This window comes from Micromonospora rosaria (assembly GCF_001567585.1).
In the GTDB taxonomy this organism is placed as follows: domain Bacteria; phylum Actinomycetota; class Actinomycetes; order Mycobacteriales; family Micromonosporaceae; genus Micromonospora; species Micromonospora rosaria.
In genome coordinates this window covers 63,980-86,439 of the sequence record NZ_LRQV01000008.1, presented here as the reverse complement: position 1 = coordinate 86,439, position 22,460 = coordinate 63,980, and the positions used below count along the sequence as shown (strand labels likewise).

General features: G+C 73.7%; 16 protein-coding genes. 10 read left to right on the top strand and 6 right to left on the bottom strand.

Annotation, left to right across the window (positions count from 1 at the left end; all coding sequences use genetic code 11):
- Positions 1 to 25: 25 nt before the first annotated feature.
- Positions 26 to 592 (bottom strand): PepSY domain-containing protein, encoded by a 567-nt coding sequence (locus AWW66_RS04565; RefSeq protein ID WP_067360198.1) that lies wholly within the window; start codon positions 590 to 592, stop codon positions 26 to 28.
- Between the two features lie 175 nt (positions 593 to 767).
- Complete coding sequence (locus AWW66_RS04560) at positions 768 to 1,151, bottom strand: PH domain-containing protein (protein ID WP_067360197.1); 384 nt, start codon at positions 1,149 to 1,151, stop codon at positions 768 to 770.
- A 201-nt stretch (positions 1,152 to 1,352) separates the two neighbouring features.
- Between AWW66_RS04560 and AWW66_RS33385 the strand changes: the two genes are divergently transcribed.
- On the top strand, positions 1,353 to 4,148 hold the full coding sequence (locus AWW66_RS33385; RefSeq protein WP_067360196.1) for a putative bifunctional diguanylate cyclase/phosphodiesterase: 2,796 nt from the start codon (positions 1,353 to 1,355) through the stop codon (positions 4,146 to 4,148).
- A gap of 89 nt (positions 4,149 to 4,237) precedes the next feature.
- Here the strand turns inward: AWW66_RS33385 and AWW66_RS04550 are convergent, their stop codons facing one another.
- A complete protein-coding gene (locus tag AWW66_RS04550) occupies positions 4,238 to 5,257 on the bottom strand; it encodes a LacI family DNA-binding transcriptional regulator (RefSeq protein ID WP_067360194.1) in 1,020 nt (339 codons plus the stop codon).
- A gap of 350 nt (positions 5,258 to 5,607) precedes the next feature.
- Here AWW66_RS04550 and AWW66_RS04545 point away from each other — a divergent pair, with 350 nt between their 5' ends.
- The 5 genes from AWW66_RS04545 to AWW66_RS04525 all read left to right on the top strand — a co-directional run bounded on the left by AWW66_RS04545 (position 5,608) and on the right by AWW66_RS04525 (position 11,826).
- Positions 5,608 to 6,888: an ABC transporter substrate-binding protein gene (locus tag AWW66_RS04545; RefSeq protein WP_067360192.1), complete on the top strand. Its 1,281-nt coding sequence runs from the start codon at positions 5,608 to 5,610 to the stop codon at positions 6,886 to 6,888.
- A 94-nt stretch (positions 6,889 to 6,982) separates the two neighbouring features.
- Positions 6,983 to 7,984, top strand: coding sequence for a carbohydrate ABC transporter permease (locus AWW66_RS04540; protein WP_067360190.1), 1,002 nt, complete (start codon positions 6,983 to 6,985; stop codon positions 7,982 to 7,984).
- 50 nt (positions 7,985 to 8,034) lie between these two features.
- Complete coding sequence (locus tag AWW66_RS04535; protein ID WP_067360225.1) at positions 8,035 to 8,877, top strand: carbohydrate ABC transporter permease; 843 nt, start codon at positions 8,035 to 8,037, stop codon at positions 8,875 to 8,877.
- Positions 8,874 to 11,309: a glycoside hydrolase family 2 protein gene (locus tag AWW66_RS04530; protein ID WP_067360188.1), complete on the top strand. Its 2,436-nt coding sequence runs from the start codon at positions 8,874 to 8,876 to the stop codon at positions 11,307 to 11,309. Before AWW66_RS04535 ends, AWW66_RS04530 begins: the two co-directional genes overlap by 4 nt.
- A gap of 64 nt (positions 11,310 to 11,373) precedes the next feature.
- A complete protein-coding gene (locus AWW66_RS04525; RefSeq protein WP_342671908.1) occupies positions 11,374 to 11,826 on the top strand; it encodes a nucleotide pyrophosphohydrolase in 453 nt (150 codons plus the stop codon).
- A gap of 37 nt (positions 11,827 to 11,863) precedes the next feature.
- Here the strand turns inward: AWW66_RS04525 and AWW66_RS04520 are convergent, their stop codons facing one another.
- Both AWW66_RS04520 and AWW66_RS04515 read right to left on the bottom strand, forming a co-directional pair.
- Positions 11,864 to 13,414 carry an ABC transporter substrate-binding protein gene (locus AWW66_RS04520; RefSeq protein ID WP_157527144.1) on the bottom strand — a complete coding sequence of 517 codons (1,551 nt, stop codon included), beginning with the start codon at positions 13,412 to 13,414 and terminating at the stop codon, positions 11,864 to 11,866.
- A complete protein-coding gene (locus tag AWW66_RS04515) occupies positions 13,411 to 15,357 on the bottom strand; it encodes a hypothetical protein (protein ID WP_157527142.1) in 1,947 nt (648 codons plus the stop codon). The genes AWW66_RS04520 and AWW66_RS04515 overlap by 4 nt, the downstream gene beginning before the upstream one ends.
- 461 nt (positions 15,358 to 15,818) lie before the next feature.
- Between AWW66_RS04515 and AWW66_RS04510 the strand changes: the two genes are divergently transcribed.
- From AWW66_RS04510 to AWW66_RS04500, 3 genes are all read left to right on the top strand, one after another.
- Complete coding sequence (locus tag AWW66_RS04510) at positions 15,819 to 16,223, top strand: helix-turn-helix domain-containing protein (protein ID WP_067360181.1); 405 nt, start codon at positions 15,819 to 15,821, stop codon at positions 16,221 to 16,223.
- 35 nt (positions 16,224 to 16,258) lie between these two features.
- Positions 16,259 to 16,675: a VOC family protein gene (locus tag AWW66_RS04505; RefSeq protein ID WP_083978213.1), complete on the top strand. Its 417-nt coding sequence runs from the start codon at positions 16,259 to 16,261 to the stop codon at positions 16,673 to 16,675.
- An 81-nt stretch (positions 16,676 to 16,756) separates the two neighbouring features.
- Positions 16,757 to 17,935, top strand: a complete 1,179-nt coding sequence (locus tag AWW66_RS04500; protein ID WP_067360179.1) for a MalY/PatB family protein — start codon at positions 16,757 to 16,759, stop codon at positions 17,933 to 17,935.
- A gap of 127 nt (positions 17,936 to 18,062) precedes the next feature.
- Here the strand turns inward: AWW66_RS04500 and ilvD are convergent, their stop codons facing one another.
- Entirely contained in the window at positions 18,063 to 19,910 is a 1,848-nt protein-coding gene (gene ilvD / locus AWW66_RS04495; RefSeq protein ID WP_067360221.1) for a dihydroxy-acid dehydratase, read from the bottom strand.
- Between the two features lie 111 nt (positions 19,911 to 20,021).
- On the opposite strand from ilvD, the gene AWW66_RS04490 reads away from it, so the two are divergent.
- On the top strand, positions 20,022 to 22,394 hold the full coding sequence (locus AWW66_RS04490; RefSeq protein WP_083978207.1) for a putative bifunctional diguanylate cyclase/phosphodiesterase: 2,373 nt from the start codon (positions 20,022 to 20,024) through the stop codon (positions 22,392 to 22,394).
- Positions 22,395 to 22,460: the final 66 nt, after the last annotated feature.

The following is a 22,460-nucleotide window of genomic DNA, read 5'->3' as shown; positions in this document are numbered from 1 at the left end:
ACCCGTCCCCGCCCGGCCCGGCGCGTCAGTCGTCGTCCCGGTCGTCGTCATCGTCGTCATCGTCGCGGTCGTCATCGTCCTCGCGGTCGTCGTCATCGTCCCGGTCGTCGTCGTCATCGTCGTCGTCGACCGGCTCCTTCTCGGTGTCGAGGATCGTGCCGGTCTCGCGGTCGACGTCGATCTCGTACTCGGTGGTGCCGTTGATGATCTCGATGCTCCAGACCGGGCGGTTGTGCTCCCGTTCGCGGTCGACCTCGACGATCCGGCCGCCACCGGCGGCGGCGAGGGCGATCTCACCGGCCCGTTCCCGGCTGATGGCGTCCTGGCTGGCCGGTGGGGCGCTGGTCTGCGTCGCCGTCGGGGTCGCCGCCCGGGTGGTGGCGGTCAGGCCCGGTGCCGGGGTGTCGTCCGTCGGCGGGGCGGTGGGGGTGGCCGGGTCCTCGGTGACGGGGGCGGTGGTGGCCGCGACCAGGGCGGTGTCGGTGGTGCGCTGCGCGGTCCGGTCGGCGGCGGCGCTGCCGAGCGCGACCCCGGTGACCGACAGCACGGCGGTGCCGCCGATCGCGGCCAGTACCAGTGAGATCCGCTTCATCGGTTCGTCCTTTCCTCGGTTGCTGTGATCGAGGATCGGTCCTGGGCGGATAGGGGCGCGCTGTCCGAATGCTAAGGCCGGGTTAAGAGGGCCGGGGCGGGTCGGGGCACGGCGGGGTGGGCCGGGGCGGGTCGGCCGGCCGCAGGGACGGGGCTGCGGGGTGGCGGGGCCGCGCTCAGGCGTCCGGGTCGGCGGGGGTGGTGGTGCGGCCGGTGACCGCGACCAGGCGCGGCAGATCGGTGCCCCGGACGGCCGGCAGGTGCAGCATGGTGCCGTCGTCGAGCCGGACGACGCCCCGGCCGCGCGGGTCGGCGAAGAGTTCGGCGACCCGGTCCCAGCCGATCCGGCGCTGCCCGACCAGGCCGCGCAGGCGCAGCTCGCGGGCGTCGGCCCGGGTGCCGGCCCGCCAGCCCCAGAAGACCACGGCGAGCGGCACCAGGATGACCGGGGCGAGGTACCACCGGGCGGAGGCCAACGGCAGGGCGCCGATGGCGGCGATCACCGCGGCGGCCACGATCGACTGGTTGTGCCGGAACTGGACGGTGTCGGCGCGACTCACCCCCTGATGGTCCCACCTGGCGGACGGCGGTGCGGAGCCGGGCGGCGAACGCGGTGACCACCGGCACAACCGGGGACGCGGTTCGTGGTTTTCGGGGCGGGCGGGGCCGTAGCCGAGGAACGCTCCCATTCGTTACGCGGGTGGGCGGCGGACCATCTCGGCGTCCCCGCCCCGTGCCCCCCTCACGAAGGCGACCTCCCTGTGTCCCTCGCGTCCCTCACCTCCCGTATCCCCTCGGCCGGCCGCCCGACGAGCGACCTCGTCGTGCTGGTCGTGGCGGCCCTGCTCGGCACCGCCGGAGCGGTCGCGCTGGTGCCGGCACCGGCCGCGGTGGCCCTCGCCGGTGTGACCGCCGCCGTCCCGGCCGCCGTCCGCCTCGCCCGGCGGTCCCCGACCCCCCGCCCCGCCGCGCTGCTGGACGCCGCCCTGGTGACGGCCGGGCTGACCACGGCGCTGCCCGGGTACCTCCCGGCGGCGTTCCGACTGGCCGTCGGGTCGGCCGGCCTGGTCGGCACCGCCGGCCTGGTCGCCGTCGCGCTGGCGCTGCTGCCCGGTCGGTCCCGATCGACCCTGCGGGAACGGGCGCGGCTGGCCGTCGACCCGGCGGTGTCGGCGGTCGGCCTGTGCCTCTCCGCCTGGGTACTGCTGCCGCAGTCCCTGCCCCAGGCCGTCCGGGTGCCCGCCGCGATCGGCGCGGGCCTGCTCGCCGTCACCACGCTGACCGCGCTGACCGGCCGGCACCACCGGCCGGCCGCCGCGACCTGCCGGGGCGGGGTGACGCTGGCCCTGCTCGGGCTGCTGCTGACGGTGGCACCGCTCGCCGCGCCCGAGGCCGACCGGGCCCGGCTGGCCGGGATCCCGCCCCTGGTGGTCGGGGCGCTGGTGGCCGCCGTCGGAGCGCGCCGGGCGGTCTGCGCCGAGCCCATCCCCACCACCGCGCCGTCCGGGACGAAGCTCCGGTCGATCGTGCCGGCGCTGGCGGTCCTGCTGGTCCTCGGCAGCTACGTCCGGGCCGTCGACCACATCGAGACGACCGTCCTCGTCTTCGGCCTCGCGGTGGTCCCGCCCCTGGTGGTCCGGGAACTGGTCCGCGCCGCCGAGCAGCGCCGGTACGCCACCCGACGGGTGGCCCGGCACGCCCGCCTGCGGGCCCTGGTGGCCGGCGCCCGGGACCTCATCCTGCTCCTCGACGACGAGATGCGGGTGAGCTGGCAGTCCCCGGCCGGCCCCCGGCTGTTCGGCCTCCCCGACACCGCCATCGTCGGTCGACTCTTCCGCGACCTGGTGCACCCCGACGACGTGGCGCGGGTGGCCGCCCGGCTGGCCGCAGTCGACGGCGACACCGACGGCGGTCTGCTGATGGCCCGGCTGACCGACGGCCGGGGCGGCTGGCGGGAGACCGAGTCCACGGTCAGCGACCAGCGCGCGATGCCCGACCTGGCGGCCCTGGTCCTGCACGTGCGCGACGTCGGGGAGTGCCGCCGGCTGGAGCGGACCGTGCGCCAGCTCGCCGTCACCGACCAGCTCACCGGCCTGGCGAACCGCGCCGAGCTGCTGCGGGTCGTCGCGGCGCTGGGCCCGGACCGCCCGCAGCCGGCCTCCGCCGGGTCGGGGCGGGTGGTGGCACCGGTGTCCGGTGCGGAGCGGGGCGCGGCGACCGCCGGGGTGGCGGGCGGGGTGCCGGTGGCAGCCGAGGTAGGCCGGCCGGCGCCGGTGCCCGTGGGGGCGCTGCTCATCGTCGAGCTGCACGGGCTCGGCGCGGTCAACGACGGGCAGGGCCGGGCCGCCGGGGACGGGGTGCTGGTGGCGGCGGCCGGGCGGCTGCGGAGCGTCGCCGGGCCACGGGACCTGGTCGCGCGGCTCACCGGTGACGAGTTCGCCGTGGTCACCCCCGCCGGACCGGTGCCCGCGTACGGGCTGGCCACCCGGATGCTGGCCGCGCTGACCGAGCCGTACCGGGTCGGCGCGGAGCCGGCCGACGCCACCGCGCCCGCAGCGGGGGAGCCGACCCACGCCGCACCGGTGGAGCCAGCCGACGCGGTGCCGGTCGCACCGGCCGACCTCGCCTCGGCCGGGCCGCTGGTCCGGCTCCAGGTCAGCATCGGTCTCGCCGAGATCGGCGGGGACCGGCCCGACGACGTCCTGCGCCAGGCCGACCTGGCCCGCCGCCGGGCCGCGCAGCTCGGGCGGGACCGGATCGAGTGGTACGACGCGCAACTCGAACGGCAACTGCTGCGGCGGCTGGAGCTGGAACGGCAGCTTCCCGGCGCGGCTGCCCGGGGTGAGCTGGACCTGGTCTACCAGCCGGTGCTCGGGCTGGCCGACCGGTCGCCGGTCGGGACGGAGGCCCTGCTGCGCTGGCGCAGCCCGGTGCTGGGCACCGTGCTCCCCGACGAGCTGCTCCCGGTGGCCGAGAGCCTGGGGCTGGTGGGCGAGCTGGGGCGCTGGACGCTCGGCCGGGCCTGCCGACAACTCGCCGACTGGTCGGCGGTGGGGCCGGGGCTGTGGATGGCGGTCAACGTCACGCCGGGGGAACTGGTGGCGGGCGACTTCGTCAGGCGGACCGCCGCCACCCTCGCCGCGCACGGGGTGCCGGGCGACCGGCTGGTCGTCGAGGTCTCCGAGCCGCGGCTCGCCGGCGAGGAGGAGGTGCTGGCGGTCCGCCTCGGCGAGCTGCGCGCGCTGGGCGTGCGGACCGCCCTGGACGACTTCCGGGCCGCGCACGCATCGCTGAGCCACCTGCGCCGGTTGCCGATCGACCTGCTCAAGATCGGGCCGGATCCGGCCGGCCCGGACCAGCCCCTGACCGACGTGCTGGTGGGGCTCGGTACCCGGCTGGGGCTGGAGATCGTCGCCGAGTGCCTGGAGTCGCCGGAGCAGGTGCGGCTCGCGCACCGGGCCGGCTGCCGGTACGGGCAGGGCTACGCGCTGGCCCGGCCGGCCACCGCCGAGCGGGTGGAGGCGTACCTGGCGGGTTTCCCGGGCCCGGGGCGGTGAGCGGTGAGCGGTGAACCGGTTCAGTCGCTGCGTGGCGAGGCGGTTCGGTCACCGTGCGGTGGTGCGGTGCTGCCGTGCGGCGGTGCGGTTCAGTGGCTGCGGGGCGGGGCGGTGCTACCGCGCGGGGTCAGGTGGGCGGTCTCGTCCTGGGTGCCGCTGGCCGGCTGGCCGGCGATCACCGCGAGCAGGAGCCGCGCGGCGTGCGCGCCGTACGCCGGGATGTCCCGGCCGAGGGCGGTCAGCGGCGGGTGCACCAGCCGGCACAGCGGCGAGTCGTCCCAGGCCACGAGGGACAGGTCGGCGGGTACGGCGAGCCCCATCTCCTGCGCCACCGACAGCCCGGCGATCGCCATCACGTCGTTGTCGTAGATCACCGCCGTCGGGCGGCCGGCGGAGCTGAGCAGGCGGCGGGTGGCGCGGGCCCCCTCCTCGCCGGTGTAGTCCGACCAGACGGTCACCGCCTCGGTCAGCCCGGCCCGCCGGCACACCTGCGTGAAGGCCTCGGTGCGGACCCGGGTGTGCTGGAGGGAGGGCAGCCCGGCGACCCGGGCGATCCGCCGGTGCCCCAGGGCGACCAGGTACTCCACCGTCTCCACCAGGGGCGCCGCGTCGTCGGACCAGACGTGGGCCAGGTTGCCGGTGTGCTCGGGCCCCCCGATCACCACGGCGGGCAGTTGCAGCTTCTCCAGGGCGGGCACCCGGCGGTCCTCGGTGCGCAGGTCGCAGAGGAGGACGCCGTCCACCCGCCGCTCGGCCCACCAGCGCCGGTACACCTCGATCTCGGCGTCGGGGTCGGCGACCACCTGGAGGGTGAGCGCGTACGAGCGGGCGGAGAGTTCCGCCTCCACGCCGCTGATCAGCTCCATGAAGAACGGCTCGATGCCGAGGGTCCGGGCCGGGCGGCACAGGGCCAGGCCGACGGCGTTGGCGGTGGCGCCGGAGAGGGCGCGGGCGGCGCTGCTCGGGCTGAAACCGATCTCCGTGGCGATGTCCAGGATGCGCCGGCGGGTGGCCTCGGAGACGCCGGGCTGCCCGTTGAGCGCGTACGACACCGCGCCCTTGGAGACCCCGGCCCGCCGGGCGACGTCGGCGATGGTCGGCCGCTTCACCGGCGTGTCCCTCCGTTCTCGGTGCTCGGCCACCACGCTACTGCACCCCACCCCGTGATGATCACCCGTCGGCCGGCTGTGTCGCCCCGTGGCGCTGCCGAGTGCGCGGTGCCCGGGGCGGAATCCGCTTGCCCGGTTAAGCGTACGTCGACGGTAGCCGGGCGGCGGGTGCCGGGTATGCCCGCGCGAGCCGGTCCGTGCCCTGTCGTGGAGGGTTGCAGGTTACGGACTGAGCGCAGAGTTAACCAACCGTTGACACTCCGGAGGGGCGCCCGTACGGTGGCCTCACTTATCCGGTTCAGTCAACGTTCCTCGATATCGGGAGCGTTCCCACGTGCGCGGAGGAAGACATGACACCGTCCTGGACCCGCTGGGCCCGCGCGATCGCCGTGGGCGCCGTCAGCCTGACCATGGTCGCCGCCTGTAGCGGCAGCAGCACCCGTGGCGGCTCCGACGCCGGTGGTCAGGTGACCCTGAGGATCAACTTCTGGGGCGACTTCGGCCTGGACCAGCTCAAGAGCAGGTACGAGGCGGCCAACCCGAACGTGCGCATCGTGCTCAACTCCGGGGAGTACAACGCCCAGCACGAGGACCTGCAGAAGAAGCTGGTCGCCGGCTCCGGTGCGGCCGACATCGCGGCGATCGACGAGGGCTTCATGGTCCAGTTCCGCAGCCAGTCGGACAACTTCGTGAACCTGCTCGACAAGGGCGCCGCCTCGTACGAGAGCAGGTACCTGCCCTGGAAGTGGAAGCAGTCGCTGTCGGCGGACGGCAAGACCCAGATCGCCCTCGGCACCGACGTCGGCGGCCTGGCGATGTGCTACCGCACCGATCTGTTCGCCGCCGCCGGGCTGCCCACCGACCGGGACCAGGTCTCCGCGCTCTGGCCCACCTGGGACGCGTTCCTGGAGGTCGGCAAGGACTACACCGCCAAGACCGGCAAGAAGTTCATCGACTCCGGCACCAACCTGTTCAACCCGATCCTCGGCCAGCAGCCGACCGGCTTCTACAACGAGCAGGACCAGCTCCAGATGGAGGGCGGTCCCAAGGTCGCCTTCGACTACACGGTCAAGGCCCTCCAGGCGGGCATCTCGGCGAACCTGACCAGCTTCCAGACCGACTGGAACCGGGGCTTCACCAGCGGCTCCTTCGCCGCGCTCGCCTGCCCCGCCTGGATGCTCGGGCACATCAAGGAGACCGCCCCCTCCACCGAGGGCAAGTGGGACATCGCGGCGATTCCCGGTGGGGGCGGCAACTGGGGCGGGTCGTTCCTCACCATCCCCAAGCAGAGCAAGCACGTCGACGAGGCGTACAAGCTGCTGGAGTGGCTGATCCAGCCGGAGCAGCAGATCGAGGTCTTCAAGCAGGTCGGCAACCTGCCCTCCCAGCCGGCGCTCTACGCCGACCCGGCGATCACCGAGTTCACCAACCCGTTCTTCAGCGACGCGCCGGTCGGGCAGATCTTCCCGAAGATGGCGCAGGGCCTCACCCCGCAGTACCTGGGCCGCAGGAACGGTCCGACCCGGGTCGCCGTGGAGAACGTGATCGGCCGGGTGCAGAACAACACCCTCAAGGCCGAGGCCGCCTGGGCCGAGGCGGTCAAGGCGGCCGAGAAGGCCGCCACCTCCTGACGGTACGCCGGTCGCCGGGGCCCTCCGCCCGCCCCGGCGACCGTCGCCGGCGCAGCCCCCGCCCCCGTACCCCTCGGCCGGAGGAGAAACCCCCATGTCCACCACGCGAGCCGCGCCACCCGGGCGCACCGGGCGGCCCCCCGGCGGCCCCCGTCCCGCCACCCGGATGAGCTGGCGGGACCGGCTGCACCGCTTCGACCTGCGGTACGTGCCGTACCTGCTGGTCGCCCCGTTCTTCCTGCTCTTCCTGGTCTTCGGCCTGTTCCCGCTGATCTACAACGGGGTGGTGTCGCTGCGGCACTACCGGCTGGACGACCCCACGCTGACCGGCTGGGCCGGCTTCGACAACTTCGCCCGGCTCTTCACCGACTCGGACTTCTGGAACGCGCTCTACAACACCCTGGGCATCTTCGTGCTGTCGACGGTGCCGCAACTGTTCCTGGCGCTCGTGCTCGCCTCGCTGCTCAACCGGAAGCTGCGCGCCCAGACCTGGTGGCGGGTCGGCTTCCTGGTCCCGTACGTGACCCCGCTGGTCGCCTCCACCCTGGTCTTCGGGGTCTTCTTCTCCCGCGATCACGGCCTGGCCAACTGGGCGTTGCAGACCCTCGGCCTCGGCGACCCGGCCGCCCCGATCGACTGGCGGGCCAGCAAGCCCGCCGCCTGGACCGCCATCGCCACGATGGTCAACTGGAAGTGGATCGGCTACAACGCCCTGCTCTACCTGGCCGCGATGCAGTCCATCCCGCGCGACGTCTACGAGGCCAGCGCGCTCGACGGGGCCGGGGCGTGGCGGCAGCTCTGGCGGATCACCGTGCCGATGATCCAGCCGGTGGTCATCTTCACCGTGGTGCTCTCCACCATCGGCGGTTTCCAGCTCTTCACCGAGCCGATGCTCTTCGAGCTGAACTCCCAGGCCGCCACCGGCGGGTCGAACGGCGAGTGGCAGAGCATCGCGCAGCTCATCTACAAGGTCGGCTGGAAGGACCTCAACCTCGGCTACGCCGCAGCCATGTCCTGGGCCCTGTTCCTGATCATCCTGGTCGTGGCCGGCTTCAACTCCTGGCTGACCAGCCGATTCTCCGGAGGCCGCCGATGACCGCCCCGACCCGGGCACCGCAGCGGACCCGCCGGGCGCGGTACGCCGCGATGGGCCGCGCGCCGCAGGAGACCCCGGCCGGCGTCGGCACGTACCTGCTGCTCGCCGTGTCGATGCTCTTCGCCGCGTTCCCGCTGTACTGGATGTTCGTCATCGCGACCAGCACCGACGACGCGCTGGCGCAGATCCCGCCGACCGTGGTGCCCGGCAGCCAGTTCCTCGTCAACATCGAGGAGGTCTTCTCCTCCCAGGACGTCTTCTTCGCCGCCGGCCTGATCAACAGCTTCGTCGTCTCGACCGTGGTGACCGCCTCGGTGCTGTTCTTCAGCTCGCTGGCCGGGTTCGCCTTCGCCAAGCTGCGGTTCCGGGGCAGCCGGGTGCTGATGCTCATCGTGATCATCACCCTCACCGTGCCGAACCAGCTCGGCGTGGTCGCCCTCTACATCGTGATGGGGGAGCTGGGCTGGAACGGCACCCTGCTCGCGGTCATCGTGCCCGGCCTGGTCACCGCGTTCGGGGTGTTCTACATGCGGCAGTTCATCGTGAACACGGTCCCCGACGAGCTGATCGAGTCGGCCCGGGTGGACGGCGCCAGCACCATGCGGGTCTACTGGAGCATCGCGCTGCCGGCGCTGCGCCCGGCGATGGCGGTGCTCGGGCTGCTCACCTTCGTGGCCACCTGGAACGACTACCAGTGGCCGCTGATCACGCTCGGCGGCACCGACTTCCCGACCTCGATGGTGGCCGTCTCCGACCTGGCCGCCGGCAACTACGTCGTCTACCGCCGGGTCCTCGCCGGCGCGTTCGTGGCGACCGTACCCCTGCTGGTCATGCTGGTGATCGGGGGCCGGCAGATCGTCCGCGGAATCATGGAAGGTGCGCTCAAGTCATGACCCAGCGAACCCTGCACGACGGGTGGACCCTGCACGCCGTACCCGGCTCGCCGGTGCCCACCGCCCTCGCCGGCCGGGAGGTACCGGCGAGCGTGCCCGGCTGCGTGCACACCGACCTGCTCACCGCCGGGCTGATCCCCGACCCGTACCTCGACGACAACGAGGTGGGGCTGAGCTGGATCGGGCGCACCGACTGGGTGTACCGCAGCACCGTCGACTGGACGCCCGGCGGCGACGACCGGGTGGACCTGGTCTGCGCCGGGCTGGACACCGTCGCCACGGTCAGCGTCAACGGCACCGAGGTCGGCCGGACCGAGAACATGCACCGGGGGTACCGGTTCGACGTCCGGTCGCTGCTGCGCCCCGGCGACAACACCGTCGAGGTCCGGTTCGACTCCGCCTACCGGTACGCGGCGGCGCAGCGGGAACGCCTCGGCCACCGGCCCAACGCGTACCGGGAGCCGTTCAACTTCATCCGGAAGATGGCCTGCAACTTCGGCTGGGACTGGGGGCCGACGCTGGTCACCGCCGGGATCTGGCAGCCGATCGGGCTGCACTCCTGGTCGACCGCGCGGCTGGCGACCGTCCGCCCGCTGGTGACCGTCGCCGACTCCACCGGTCGGGTGACGGTGCACGTCGAGGTCGAGCGGGTCGCCGAGGTGCCGCTGACCGTCCGGGCGTCGGTCGCCGGGGTCGACGTCGAGGCGAGCATCCCGGCCGGCGCGCGCGCCGCCGTGCTGGACCTCACCGTCGCCGACGTGCGGCGGTGGTGGCCCCGGGGGTACGGCGAACCGCACCGGTACCCGTTGACGGTGACCCTGCACGACCCGGCCGGCACGCTGCTGGACGAGTGGTCCCGGCGGATCGGCTTCCGCAGCGTCCGGCTGGACACCGTCCCGGACGCCCACGGCACCCCGTTCACCCTGGTCGTCAACGACGTGCCGGTCTTCGCCCGGGGGGTGAACTGGATCCCCGACGACGTCTTCCCCCACCGGGTCACCCGGGACCGGCTGGCGCACCGGTTCGACCAGGCGGTCGGGGCGAACGTCAACCTGCTGCGGGTCTGGGGCGGCGGCCGGTACGAGTCGGACGACTTCTACGACCTCGCCGACGACCTCGGGCTCCTGGTCCAGCAGGACTTCCTCTTCGCCTGCGCGGCGTACCCGGAGGAGGAGCCGTTCGCCACCGAGGTCGCCGCCGAGGCGGCCGAGCAGGTGACCCGGCTGTCGGTCCACCCGTCACTGGTGCTCTGGACCGGCAACAACGAGAACATCTGGGGCTGGCACGACTGGGGCTGGCAGGAACAGCTCGACGACCGGAGCTGGGGGCGGGGCTACTACCTGGAGCTGCTGCCCCGGATCGTGGCCGAGCTGGACCCGACCCGCCCGTACTGGCCGGGCAGCCCCTGGTCGGGCCGCGAGGACCGGCACCCCAACGAGCCGGCGCACGGCAGCATGCACATCTGGGACGTCTGGAACACCGACGACTACGTCAGGTACCGGGAGTACGTGCCCCGGTTCCTCGCCGAGTTCGGCTACCAGGCGCCCCCGGCGTACGCGACCCTGCGCCGGGCGCTCTCCGACGACCCGCTCGCCCCGGACTCGCCCGGCATGGCGCACCACCAGAAGGCCGTCGACGGGGACCTGAAGCTCCAGCGAGGGCTGGACGCGCACCTGCCCGCCCCGGCCGACTTCGACGAGTGGCACTACCTCACCCAGCTCAACCAGGCCCGCGCCATCGCCCTCGGGGTGGAACACTTCCGCGCGCACCGGGGCGTCTGCATGGGCACCATCGTCTGGCAGCTCAACGACTGCTGGCCGGTGACCTCCTGGGCGGCGATCGACGGCGACGGCCGCCGCAAACCGCTCTGGTACGCGCTGCGCCGGGCGTACGCCGACCGGCTGCTCACCGTCCAGCCGCGCGACGGCGGGCTGGCCCTGGTCGCGGTGAACGAGACCGGTCAGCCGTGGCGGGCGCCGGCGACGGTCACCCGGCTCACCCTGGCCGGTGCGCCCCGCGCGAAGACCTCGGTGGAGCTGGACGTGCCGGCGTACGGCGTGATGACCGTGCCGTTGCCGGCGGAGCTGGCCGGCCCGCACGAGCCCCGCGCCGAACTGCTGGTCGCCGAGGCGGGCGAGGAGGTCGACCGGGCGCTGTGGTTCTTCGCCGAGGACAAGGACGTGACCTGGCCGAGGGCGGACTTCGACAGCACCGTGGAACGGTTCGACGGCGGGGTGCGGATCCGGGTCACCGCCCGCACCGTCCTGCGCGACCTGACTCTCCAGCCGGACCGCCTGCACCCGGACGCCACCGTCGACGAGGCCCTGCTGACCCTCCTGCCCGGCGAGACGGCCACCTTCACCGTGCACACCCCTGTCCCGCTGGAGGCCTCCGCCCTCACCACCCGCCCCGTCCTCCGCGCCGTCAACTGAAAGGAAGGGCCCCCTGTTAACGCTTTCTGTAGTAAAAGGGCCCCTTCCCAACAGGTGATCTACAGTGAACGCCGAGCCGGGGCGGTACGTGCCGCCCCGGCCCCGGACCCGGGGGACGAGGATGCACCGCGACGGACCACCGCACCCCGCCGGTACCCACGGGCCGGCGACGATCGCCGAACTGGCCGACCGGCTACGGCTGTTCGCCGAGGAACGCGACTGGCAGCAGTTCCACACCCCGAAGAACCTCGCCATGGCGCTCTCCGGCGAGGTGGGGGAGCTGCTGGCCGAGTTGCAGTGGCTCACCCCGCAGGAGTCGGCGCGGGTGATGGTTGACCCGGTGGCCGGTGGGCGGGTCCGGGCCGAGATGGGCGACGTGATGATCTACCTGGTCCGGCTGGCCGACGTGCTCGGGATCGACCTCGTGCAGGCGGCCACCGACAAGTTGACCGACGCCGCCCGCCGCTACCCGGTCGAGCGCGTCCGGGGCTCGGCGGCGAAGGCCCTCGACACGTAGCCGGTCCCTCCCGAGCCGTGGAGACGGCTGACGTCGGTCAGCCGGTGGTGACGTACGGGCGGCGGGTCGGTGCGTCCGTGGCCGGGGGGATCACGGTGATCGGTACCCACTTGCCGATCGGGTCCGCCTTCCGGTCGGTGGTGAAGGTGAGGGTGCCCCCGGCCCCGGGGACGGTGCTGCTGTTGTTGAGGTTCATCAACTGGCCGCGGACGTTGCCCGCCCGGGGTACCTCGTCGCGGGGCAGGCCGGGGGCGACGGCGCGGATCGCCATGACGGCGGTGGCCATCGCGTCGTGGTGGGTCGGGCCGTACCCGTCGGCGAGGGCGCCGGGCTCGCCGATCTTCTCGGCGCGGAACGCCGCCAGGAACGGCGGCAGCCCGTCGGGTACCGAGCCGGGCGGGTGGCTGTCGGCGGTGAACCAGGACGGGTGGCCGGCGGCGGCGTTCACGATGGTGATCCTGCCCTCGACCAGGGTGGGAACGAGCTCCTCCAGCGGGCTCAGACCGGTCGCCCCGACCAGGATCGAGATCGGGTCCCGGCAGCCGCGCAGCGCCAGGGAGCGGACGAAGTCGTCCAGGTCCAGCGCGCGGCCGGCGTACAGGATCAGGTCGGGTCGGGGCGCGTTGCAGACGCTGTCCTGGATGGTGGCAAAGAGCTGGGTACGGTTCTCCGGGTCGGCCGCGCCGAAGTACGACTTGGCGGGCACGGTCAGGTACCGGCGCAGGTGCCGCTCGTAGGCCGAGCGCAGGTCCCGGACGTACAGGTCCGGCTCGGAGTCGTCGTAGACCAGCATGCCGGTGCGCAGCTCCCGGTGACCGGCCAGGTAGTCGGCGAGGGCCCGGACGTAGTCGGTGTTGCTGGGGGAGGTACGGACGAAGCCGGTGATGTCGCGGAACTCGTCGGTGGTGGCGACCCCGGCGATCATCGGCAGGTCGGTCGCGGAGGCGGAGAGGTACCGGGCCGCGTCCCGGGTGGCGGTGATGCTGGTGCCCATGCCGATCACGGCGACCAGCGGGTGCCGGTCGTCGGTCATCCGCTCCAACGCCCGCACCACCCGGGGCCACTGCGCCTGCCGGCTGCCCGGATTGGCGAGCACGAGCTGGACCAGCGGTCGCGGGTCGTCGAAGTCGGGGGTGTGGTTCGCGCGTCGCTGCGCCACGTAGGCGCCCTGCACCGTGTGCCGGACCTGGTCGGCGGTCATGAAACTGTGCGCGGTCGCGGTCATCGGGGAGAACAGCGCCACCCGGACGTACCGGTTGCCGCCGGGGTCGGCCCGGTACTGCGCGTCGACCCAGGCGTTCTCCCGGTCGATCGCGTCCTGCACCGACCGCAGGTCGTCGCTGAACGGGTGACTGCCCACGTCGGTCAGCACCCCGACGCACTCGCCGTCCACCCGGGTCAACCCGGAGCGGACGGGGCCGCACGAGACGGCGACCCGGTGCACCACCGCCGCCCCGGCGGCGACCAGCACGACCACGGAGAGCACCACGGCCGAGCGGCGCAGCACGGTCCGCAGCCGGGGCACGCGCGGGGCGAGGTGGTCCGGGGGTACGTCGGCGACCGGGCTGGTGCCGTTCCTGCTGTTCACCGCCATTGTTCCGCCCGTACCCGGTGCGTGGTGGCCTCGGCGACCAGCCGGGACTGGTCGTCGTGGAACTGGAGGGCGATCGCCCGATAGTCGCGTTTGATGCCGTCGTGCAGGTCGGCCCGGTGCCGGCCGGTGAACGGGTCGGCGGCCAGCCACAGCGCGGCGACGAGCCGGGTGATCCGGCCGAGCCGGCTGTCCGGGTCGGCACCGGTGGCGCGGGCCAGGCGGTGCGCCTCGTCGGCCGGCGGCACCGGGTGGTCCAGGTTCGTCGGGGCCTGGACGACCTCGTGGAGGGTGGCCAGCCACTCCCGCGCCGGGTCGACGCCGGCCCGCTCGGTGAAGTACCCGGCAACCCGGCCCAGCTCGCCGAGGGCCAGCGCGTGGTACAGCTCGCCGGTACGGTCGGCGCGCTCCGCGCACTCGCGCCGGAGCCGTTCGTGCACCGCCCGCCAGCCCGTCTCCGCGTCGGCCGGGCGGGCGGCGAGCCGGCGCAGCAGCAGCCGGCGCAGCGGTGGCGGGGCGGCGTCCGGGGCGGTCGGCCAGAGGCCGGCGAGCAGGGTGCTCAGCTCCCCGGTGTACCCGTCGGGGGTGAGCAGCCCGCTGCCCACGGCGAGGGTCAGGGCCTGCTCCCCGGTCCGGGCGGCGGCGCAGGTGGTGAGCGTCTCGACCTCGTCGTCGGGGAAGGGGTCGCGGTCGTCGCGGCCGAGCAGGTGCCGGCAGAGCCGTTCGGCGATGGTGCACTGCACCCGGTCGGTGTCGTCCGGCGGCGGTGGCTCCAGGCGGGCCAGTACCAGGCCCAGTTCGTTCCCGCCGGCCGGCCAGGACGGCACCTCGTCGGCGGCCTCCAGCAGCAGCCCGACGGCCAGCGGGTTGCCCTGCGCGAACTGCTGGACGAGCAGCGGGATGCGGTGGTCCAGCCGGGGATGGTCGGCGGTCACCTTCCGGGTGGTGTCCTCCTCGGTGAGGCCGGGCAGCGGGTACCGGACCCACCGGGGCCACCGGCGACCGTCCGGCCCGGAGCGGGCCAGCGCCAGCGGCTCGTCGGCGGCCAGGGTGCGCTGCTCGGCGGCGGGCAGGTGGTCGAGGAACGGTTCCCGGGCGGTGGCCACCACGGCCAGCGGGTCGTGCTCGCCGCCGGCGCGCAGCCGGACCAGTTCGGTGAGGACGTTGCGGCCGAGCCGGGTGTCGGCGTTGTCGAGCAGGACCACGCACCGGGGTATCCACGACCGGTGCCGGCGTCGCCCCAGGCCGGCGGTGAGGTCGGCGCGGAACGCCGCCCAGAGCAGGTCGTCGCGCTGCCGGGCGTTGGTGCCCAGGTTCGGCCGGCGGTGCCACTGGTTCAGCTCGATCAGCGTCTCGACCGGCGGGCGGCGGTGGCTGCTGCCCTGCGCGCCGTACCACTTCTGGGCCCGGCCCAGCACGAACCGGCTGCTCCACGTCCACCGGGCGAGCCGGCCGAGGGCGGTGGCGAGGAACCGGGCGGCCAGGCCGAGCGGGGTCTGCACACTGGCGGGCAGCCCGGCCGGCAGGGTACCGGCGCCCTCGCGCAGGGTGGTGACCATCTGGTCGATGCCCCGGTGCGCGCGGAGCAGGTCGTTGATCTGCCGGCGGGCCGCGTCCCGGTCGTGCAGGTCCAGCGTGGTGTCGTCCATGACCAGCTTGCCGACGGCGAGGCGGGGGAAGCGCAGCGTGCCGTAGAGCGGGCACGGTCGGCCGAGGTGGAAGGCGAGCGCGTACAGCACTTCGGGGGTACCCGGCCGGCCCTGCGCGCCCAGGTCGACGTGGGCGTACGGCACCCGCCCGTCGAGCAGCCCGGCCACCCCGGTGAGCAGCGCCGTCCGGCCGCCCTCGAAGACCAGCACGGGCGGGGCCGGCCCGTCCTGCGGGCAGGTCATCACCTCCCGGACCAGCCCCACGGCGTGCCGCCGCCCGAAAAGAGTCATGCCACCCCCCCGTTCGGACACACTGGTGTGGCCGATGGTCCGCCCCAGCGGGCGGCGAGTCAGCCTGATTCAGGACACCAGCGGTGACAGATCCCTTACACCCGGAAAGGAGGGGCCCCCTGCTAACGCTTCCTGTAGAGGAGGGGCCCCCTGTTAACACCTGAGCGAGGCGGACTGCACGGTGGATCGCCGGGCCGGGGGGCCCGGTCGACGGCCACGGCACACCGCCCGGGACACGAATCGCGCGCAGCCAATCGGCCGGCGCTTCCCCGCCGGCGCGCGGGCGGAGACGGTTGATCGATGTCAATCTCGTCCGGTCGTCGTCACCTGGTGCGACTCGGCGGGGCCACCCTCCTCGTCGCCGGCACCGCCGGGCTCCACCGGCCGCCACAGCGCGGGCCGCCACAGCGCGGGCCGCCACAGCGCGGGTGGTCGACGGCGCGCGTTGGCACAATGGCCGGATGAGCAGGGCTGTCGAGCAGATGAACCGGGCGATGTTGCGGGCCAGGGACGTGATGGACCGGGCGTACGCGGATCCGCTCGACGTCCCGGCCCTGGCGCGGGTCGCGCACGTCTCGGAGTACCACTTCATCCGGACCTTCCGGGCCACCTTCGGCGAGACGCCGCACCGGTACCTCCAGCGGCGTCGGGTGGAACGGGCCATGTACCTGCTGCTGCACACCGGGCAGGACGTGACCGAGGTGTGTCACGCGGTCGGCTTCAACAGCCTCGGCACGTTCAGCCGTACCTTCCGGCAGATCGTCGGCGAGTCGCCCACCGGGTACCGCCAGCGGCGGACGGCACCTGCCGCGCCCGTGCCGAGCTGCTTCACTAAGGCTTGGACCCGACCGAGCAGTTTTGGATAAGCAGCAGGTCACAGCCCTGTCCTAGCGTGTCGGTCATGACGATGAACATGATCAGCCGCTCTCAGCTCTTCGTCCTCGACCAGGACGAGGCGCTCGACTTCTACGTCGGCAAGCTCGGCCTGGAGGTGAGCCTGGACCAGGATCTCGGCTTCATGCGCTGGCTCACGGTCAACCTGCCCGGCGACACGCGCGAGATCCTGCTGGAGAAGCCCGGCCCGCCCAGCCTCGACCCGGCCACCGCCGAGCAGGTCCGTGAGCTGCTCACCAAGGGGGCCGCCGGCGGCTTCCTGTTCATGACCACCGACGACGCCCACAAGACGTACGAGGACCTGGTCGCCAAGGGCGTCGAGGTGACCGACGGGCCGACGGAACAGCCGTACGGGATCGACTTCGGCATTCGTGACCCGTTCGGCAACAAGATCCGGATCGGGCAGATGTTCGACCAGGGCTGAGGACCGGGCACGGGAACCCTGCCCGGCATCCCGGTCACCCTCCGGCGGCCCGGAGCGCCGGGGCAGGGTAGAACGGGGGACATGGGTGGTGTGCCGCAGGGTTCCCGCGACGGCGGGAATCCGCTCCGTCAGCTCTCCCTCGACCAGCTCCGGCGGCGGACCAGCCACAAGTGGCGGGAGTACCCCGACGACGTCCTGCCGCTCTTCGTGGCGGAGATGGACGTGCCGCTGGCCGAGCCGGTCGCGCGGGCGATCACCGCAGCGGTCGCGCTCGGCGACACCGGGTACGTCGTCGGTGAGGCGTTCCCACGGGCGCTGGCGGAGTTCGCCCGCACCCGCTGGGGGTGGGACGAGCTGGCCGTGGACCGTACCGTGCTGATGCCCGACGTGATGCACGGCGTCGTCGAGGCCGTGCGGCTGGTCACCGGGCCCGGCGACGCGGTCGTGGTCAACTGTCCGGTCTACCCGCCGTTCTACACCTTCGTGGCGCACGCCGGCCGGCGCATCCTGGAGGCGCCGCTCGGCGCGGACCTGCGGCTCGACCTCGATCGACTGCGGGACGTGTTCCGGCAGGCCCGTGCCGGTGGGCGGGCGGCAGCGTACCTGCTGTGCAGTCCGCACAACCCGACCGGCACCCTGCACACCGCGGACGAGCTGGCCGCCGTCGCCGAGCTGGCCGGGCGGTACGGGGTGCGGGTGGTCGCCGACGAGATCCACGCTCCGGTGGTGGCCCGGGACGCGCGCTTCGTGCCGTACCTCTCGGTGCCCGGCACGGAGGACGGCCTGTCGCTGATGTCCGCTTCCAAGGGGTGGAACCTGGCCGCCCTGCGCGGTGCGCTCGCCCTCGCCGGCCCGGCCGCCGCCGCCGACCTGGCCCGGGTGCCGTTCGAGGTCAGCGAAAGTACCAGTCACCTCGGCGTGATCGCCCAGACCGCCGCCTACCGCGACGGCGGGCCGTGGCTGGACGCCCTGCTGTCCGGGCTGGACGACAACCGCCGGCTCCTGGCCGAGTTGCTCGCCGAGCACCTGCCGGCCATCCGGTACCGGCCGGGTCAGGCGACCTATCTCGCCTGGCTCGACTGCCGTGCCCTGGGGCTCGGCGACGACCCGGCCGCCGTCTTCCTCGACCGTGGTCGGGTGGCGCTCAACCCCGGCCCGACCTTCGGTACCGGCGGGGCGGGTCACGTGCGGCTCAACCTGGCCACCGCCCCCGAGATCGTCACCGAGGCGGTACGCCGGATGGCCGCCGCCGTGACCTGACCGGCGTACCGGTCGTGGGCCGCCGGGCTCCGCCGGCGCCGGCCCGGCCAGGGTGTGAGAAGGGGCCGGGGTGTGAGAAGGGGCCCCTTCTCGACCGTGGAGGTTAAGAAGGGGCCCCTCCTTGCACCTACTCGGGGACGCGGCGGTACGCGCCGTCGCTGGCCGAGGTGGCCATCGAGGCGTACGCCCGCAGCGCCGCCGAGACCGGGCGCTGCCGGTCAACCGGGGTGTACGGGCGGTCCCGCTTCTCCTGGGCGATCCGGCGGGCCTCCAGCACGTCGGCGGGGACGTTCAGCTCGATCGACCGGCCCGGGATGTCGATGACGACCTCGTCACCCGGCTCGACCAGGGCGATCAGCCCACCGGAGGCGGCCTCGGGCGAGACGTGTCCGATGGAGAGCCCGGAGGTGCCGCCGGAGAACCGGCCGTCGGTGAGCAGCGCGCAGGAGCGGCCCAGCCCCCGTCCCTTCAGGAACGAGGTGGGGTACAGCATCTCCTGCATGCCGGGGCCGCCCTTCGGGCCCTCGTACCGGATGACCACCACGTCCCCGGCGACGATCTCCTTGGCCAGGATGGCGGTGACCGCGTCGTCCTGCGACTCGTACACCTTGGCCGGGCCCCGGAAGGTCAGGCACTCCTCGGGCACCCCGGCGGTCTTGACCACGCAGCCGTCCGGGGCGAGGTTGCCGTGCAGGATGGCCAGCCCGCCGTCGGCGGAGTACGCGTGCGCGGCGTCCCGGATGCAGCCGCCGGCCGCGTCGGTGTCCAGCGACGACCAGCGGTTGCTGGTGGAGAAGGGCTCGGTGGTGCGGACCCCGCCCGGGGCGGCGTGGAACAGCTCCACGGCCTCGGCGGTGGCGCTGCCGCCGCGCACGTCCCAGTCGGCCAGCCACCGGTCGAGGGTGGGGGAGTGCACGGAGCGCACGTCCCGGTGCAGCAGCCCGGCCCGGTCCAGCTCACCGAGGATGGCCGGGATGCCACCGGCCCGGTGCACGTCCTCCATGTGGTACTGCGGCGAGTTCGGGGCGACCTTGGACAGGCAGGGCACCCGCCGGGAGATCGCGTCGATGTCGGCGACGTGGAAGTCCAGCTCGGCCTCCCGGGCGGCGGCGAGCAGGTGCAGGATCGTGTTGGTCGAGCCGCCCATCGCCACGTCCAGCGCGACCGCGTTCTCGAAGGCGGACCGGTTGGCGATGGCGCGGGGCAGCACCGAGGCGTCGTCCTGGTCGTACCACCGCTTGGCGATCTCCACGACGGTGCGGCCGGCCTCGCCGAAGAGCGCCTTGCGGGCGGCGTGGGTGGCCAGCGTCGACCCGTTGCCCGGCAGCGCCAGCCCGATCGCCTCGGTGAGGCAGTTCATCGAGTTGGCGGTGAACATGCCGGAGCAGGAGCCGCAGGTGGGGCAGGCGGAGCGCTCGATCTCCCCGAGCTGGTCGTCGGTGACCGCCTCGTTGGAGGAGGCGATCATGGCGTCGATCAGGTCGATCTTGGAGTGCACGATCCCCTCGATCGCCACCGTCTTGCCGGCCTCCATCGGGCCGCCGGAGACGAAGACGGTGGGGATGTTCAGCCGCAGCGCGGCCAGCAGCATCCCCGGGGTGATCTTGTCGCAGTTGGAGATGCAGACCAGGGCGTCGGCGCAGTGCGCGTTGACCATGTACTCGACCGCGTCGGCGATCAGCTCCCGGCTGGGTAGGGAGTAGAGCATGCCGCCGTGGCCCATGGCGATGCCGTCGTCGACCGCGATCGTGTTGAACTCCCGGCCCACCCCGCCGGCCTCGGCGACCGCGTCGGCGACCAGGCCGCCGAGGTCCTTGAGGTGTACGTGACCGGGGACGAACTGGGTGAAACTGTTGGCGATGGCGACGATCGGCTTGCCGAAGTCGTCGTCGGTCATCCCGGTGGCCCGCCAGAGGGCCCGGGCGCCGGCCATCGTCCGACCGTGCGTGGAGGTCTTCGACCGCAGCTCAGGCATGGCTCCCAGTCTGGCACCGTCGCCGCCGTACGCCCCGGGTGTGTGCGCCGTGTCCCAACAGTTGCACACCCGGTCCCCCACGGTCGGCGCGGATCGGGCACAGTTGAGCTCGTGCCTTTCCCCTCTGGCGTCGCCGTCGCGGCGTTGAGCGGGCTCGTCGCCGCTGCCGCCACCGCCCTGCTGACCGCGTCCGTCCGACGCCGGACGGGGCGCTGCCGCGTGGCCCAGCTCCTGCTGGTCGTGGCCGCCGTGACCGCCACGGCCGGCCTGCTGGTCGGGCTGGCCGTGGGCGTCGGCGACACCGGGCACCGGGGGCACGAGTCCGACGGGCACAGCGGCTGGGCGGCGGTGGTCGCCGTCGGCGCGGTGCTGAGCGGGCTGGCCTTCTGCCTCTGGCTGCTCCGGCTGCCGGGCACCGCGATCACCGCGCGGTCGACCCTGCGGCTGGCCCTGGACGGCCTGGTCATCGCCGCCGCGCTCTGGTTCGTCGGCTGGGTGCTGCTGTCCGAGCCGACCCGCCTGCTCGGCGCGGCCACCCCGACCGCCTGTCCGGCGATCCTGCTCGCCACCGTGAGCACGGCGCTGACCGCCGGGCTCGGGCTCATCGTCGTGCTGCGCGCCGCGCCGCGCCGCCGGCTGGCCCTCTTCGCCGCCGGGACCACCGCCGTCACCCTGGGCGGGCTCGGCATCGCCGCCGGGCTCTGCCAGGGCGAGGGCCCGCTGGTACTGGTCGGCGCCGCCGGGCTGGCGGCGGGGCTGGCGGCCGTCGCCGTGACGGTGCACGGGGCCGACTCGCCCGGTCAGGTGGAGATCGACCCGACCCGCCGCGACGGCGAGTACGCGGTGGTCCCGATGGTCGCGATGGCCACCTCGGCGATGTACCACCTCGCCCAGGACGGCCGGTTCGACGCGCTGGGCATCGTCGCCGGCAGCGTGGAGGGGTTCGCGCTGGTGGCCCGGCAGTACCTCACCCTCAACGACCTGCGCGGGTACGCCGGGCGGCTGGCCGAGCGGGAGGCGCACTTCCGGGAGCTGGCGCACACCGACCCGCTGACCGGGCTGGCCAACCGGCGGGGCTTCCTCGGCGAGCTGCACGCCCGCGCCCAGGAGGGCGTGCCGCACGTGCTGATCAGCCTCGACCTCGACGGGTTCAAGATCGTCAACGACATGCGCGGGCACGACGTGGGCGACGCGGTCCTGGCCGAGGTGGGCCGGCGGCTGCGGACGGGGCTGCGCGCCGACGACGTCGCCGCCCGGCTCGGCGGGGACGAGTTCGCCGTGCTGGTGCTCGGCGGCTCGGCCGAGGCCACCCCGGTCGCGCAGCGCCTGCTCGACGTGCTCGGCCAGCCGTACGTGCAGCCCGACGGGCCGGTCTTCCTCTCGGTCAGCATCGGGGTGGCCGGGCGTACCGACCAGGTCGACGTCCAGCTCCTGCTGCGCCACGCCGACCTGGCCCTGCGCTACGCCAAGCAGCAGGGCAAGAACCGGATCGAGCGGTACGACGTGGCGTACGACCGGCTGCTGCGGCGGCGTACCACGGTCGAGCACGAGATGCGCGGCGCGATCGGCCGGGGCGAGCTGCGCCTGGCCTTCCAGCCGGTCGCCTCGCTGCCCTCGGTCCGCCCGGTCGGGGCCGAGGCGCTGCTCCGCTGGCACCACCCCGAGCTGGGGCAGGTCCGCCCCGACGAGTTCATCCCGCTGGCCGAGGAGTCCGGGATGATCGCCAAGCTCGGCGCCTGGGTGCTCGACCAGGCCTGCCTGCAACTGTCCCGCTGGCTGGCCGACGGGCACGACGTCTGGGTCTCGGTGAACGTCTCGCCCCGGGAACTGCACGCCCCGGAGTACGTCGTCCAGGTCGCCGAGGCGCTGCGCGCCCATCGGGTACCCCCGCAGCGGCTGGTGCTGGAGGTCACCGAGCACGCGGTCGCCACCGACCTCGACGAGCTGATCCGGCGGCTGACCGCGCTGCGCCGGACCGGGGTGCGGATCGCCCTGGACGACTTCGGCGCCGGGTACTCGTCGCTCGGGCAGCTCCGCCGGCTGCCGATCGACATCCTCAAGATCGACCACAGCCTGGTCGCCGAGCACGAGCCGGTCCGCCCGGTCGACCGGGACGGGCCCGCCTTCGCGCCGATGGTCGACATCGTGATGCGCCTCGGTCACCAGCTCGGCCTGGAGGTGATCGCCGAGGGGGTGACCAACCCGACCGAGTTGGCCGCGGTGGTCGCGGCCGGCTGCCGGTTCGGCCAGGGCGCCCTGTTCGGCTGGGGCGTGCCGGCGGAGCACCTGGAGGCGATGCTGGAGGCCGCCACGTCGCCGGGTGCCCGGCCGGTGAACGACCGGGTGCCGGCCCCGCGCGCCGACCAGAGCCGCCCTGATCAGGGCGAACGGCGCTCCGGGGGCGTCGGGGAGCCGGGTTCGACGAGATCCGTTAACCAACATGTGGGATCAGTTGACTCATCGCGTGAGATGCGTCAGGCTTAGTCCATGTCGTCTCACCGGTCGCTGCGAGTACTTACCTGAGCGCACTCTCCTGTTGTCGAGAGTGCG